This is a genomic window from Sulfuricella sp. T08 (genome assembly GCF_000971475.1).
Classification (GTDB): Bacteria; Pseudomonadota; Gammaproteobacteria; order Burkholderiales; family Sulfuricellaceae; genus Sulfuricella.
The window spans coordinates 6,651-7,494 of record NZ_DF967583.1 but is presented as its reverse complement, the minus strand read 5'-3'; the positions used below and the strand labels follow the sequence as shown (position 1 = coordinate 7,494).

The window sequence follows — 844 nt, the reverse complement described above, 5'->3', positions numbered from 1 at the left end:
TTCTGGGGACTGGCAACGTATTGTGTTCAGTACTTGAAGTGCGCCAATTTGAAAATGAAACGGATAGTTTCTGAAGGTGACTGTAGCAGCCTTAAATGACATTGTTGTGACAAGGCAGTATTCAGGGGAGCCTCAGGTCGGATTTTATTTGCCAGTCGATGAAAGCTCGAGCTCACTGCCCCCCCAATTGGAAGTGCCCACCGCATCCTAGCAAAATCCAAGCTATGATCCATGATGCCTGTTGGCAGAGCAGAGAAGCCGGACCAGATTATTTCTTACGTGGTCACGATTTCCAGGATGCGTTCCCTGGTTTTGGAGTAACAGTCCAGCCGCCAGTCTTTCATGATGTCCAGGGCAAGTTCGAAGTCGTCATAGCTTAGCTCGTAGATTTCCGAGAGATTGAAGTCTTCTTTCAGGCATAGGGATTTCACCAACCGTATCAGCACTAGTTTGGCTGGGTCGTCTTTATGCATGCCAAGCAGGCGCTTTTCAAGTTTTTTCAGGTTTCTCATGATGATCTTTCATGTAGGGTACGAAAAATTTTTGTCCGGTGCAAACCGCCGCTGTGCCAATGACGCGGTTCAACCGCTGTTCGATATACGCGCCGCGCGGTTTCGCTCCAAAGCCGCCATTAGTGCGCACCATTCGGTAGGCCGATGGCACTTGCAACCCTGAAAAGACTGGTTCTATGCTCACCTCTGGAGCGGATACCAATCAGTCTAAGCAATTGGTTTGAAACATGTCTTTGCGTTTCTCTGCCAATTCGGCGATTGCACTGAATCTGTCAATTAGGCCGTTTTTTGCAAAATGATCAATGATAGACAAAGGAATCAGGGTGTCCGGT

General features: G+C 48.2%; 1 protein-coding gene. It reads right to left on the bottom strand.

Translation table 11 applies throughout. From position 1 onward, the window contains the following. Positions 1-275: 275 nt before the first annotated feature. Positions 276-512: a hypothetical protein gene (locus SCT_RS15280; protein ID WP_059424673.1), complete on the bottom strand. Its 237-nt coding sequence runs from the start codon at positions 510-512 to the stop codon at positions 276-278. Positions 513-844 lie beyond the last annotated feature (332 nt).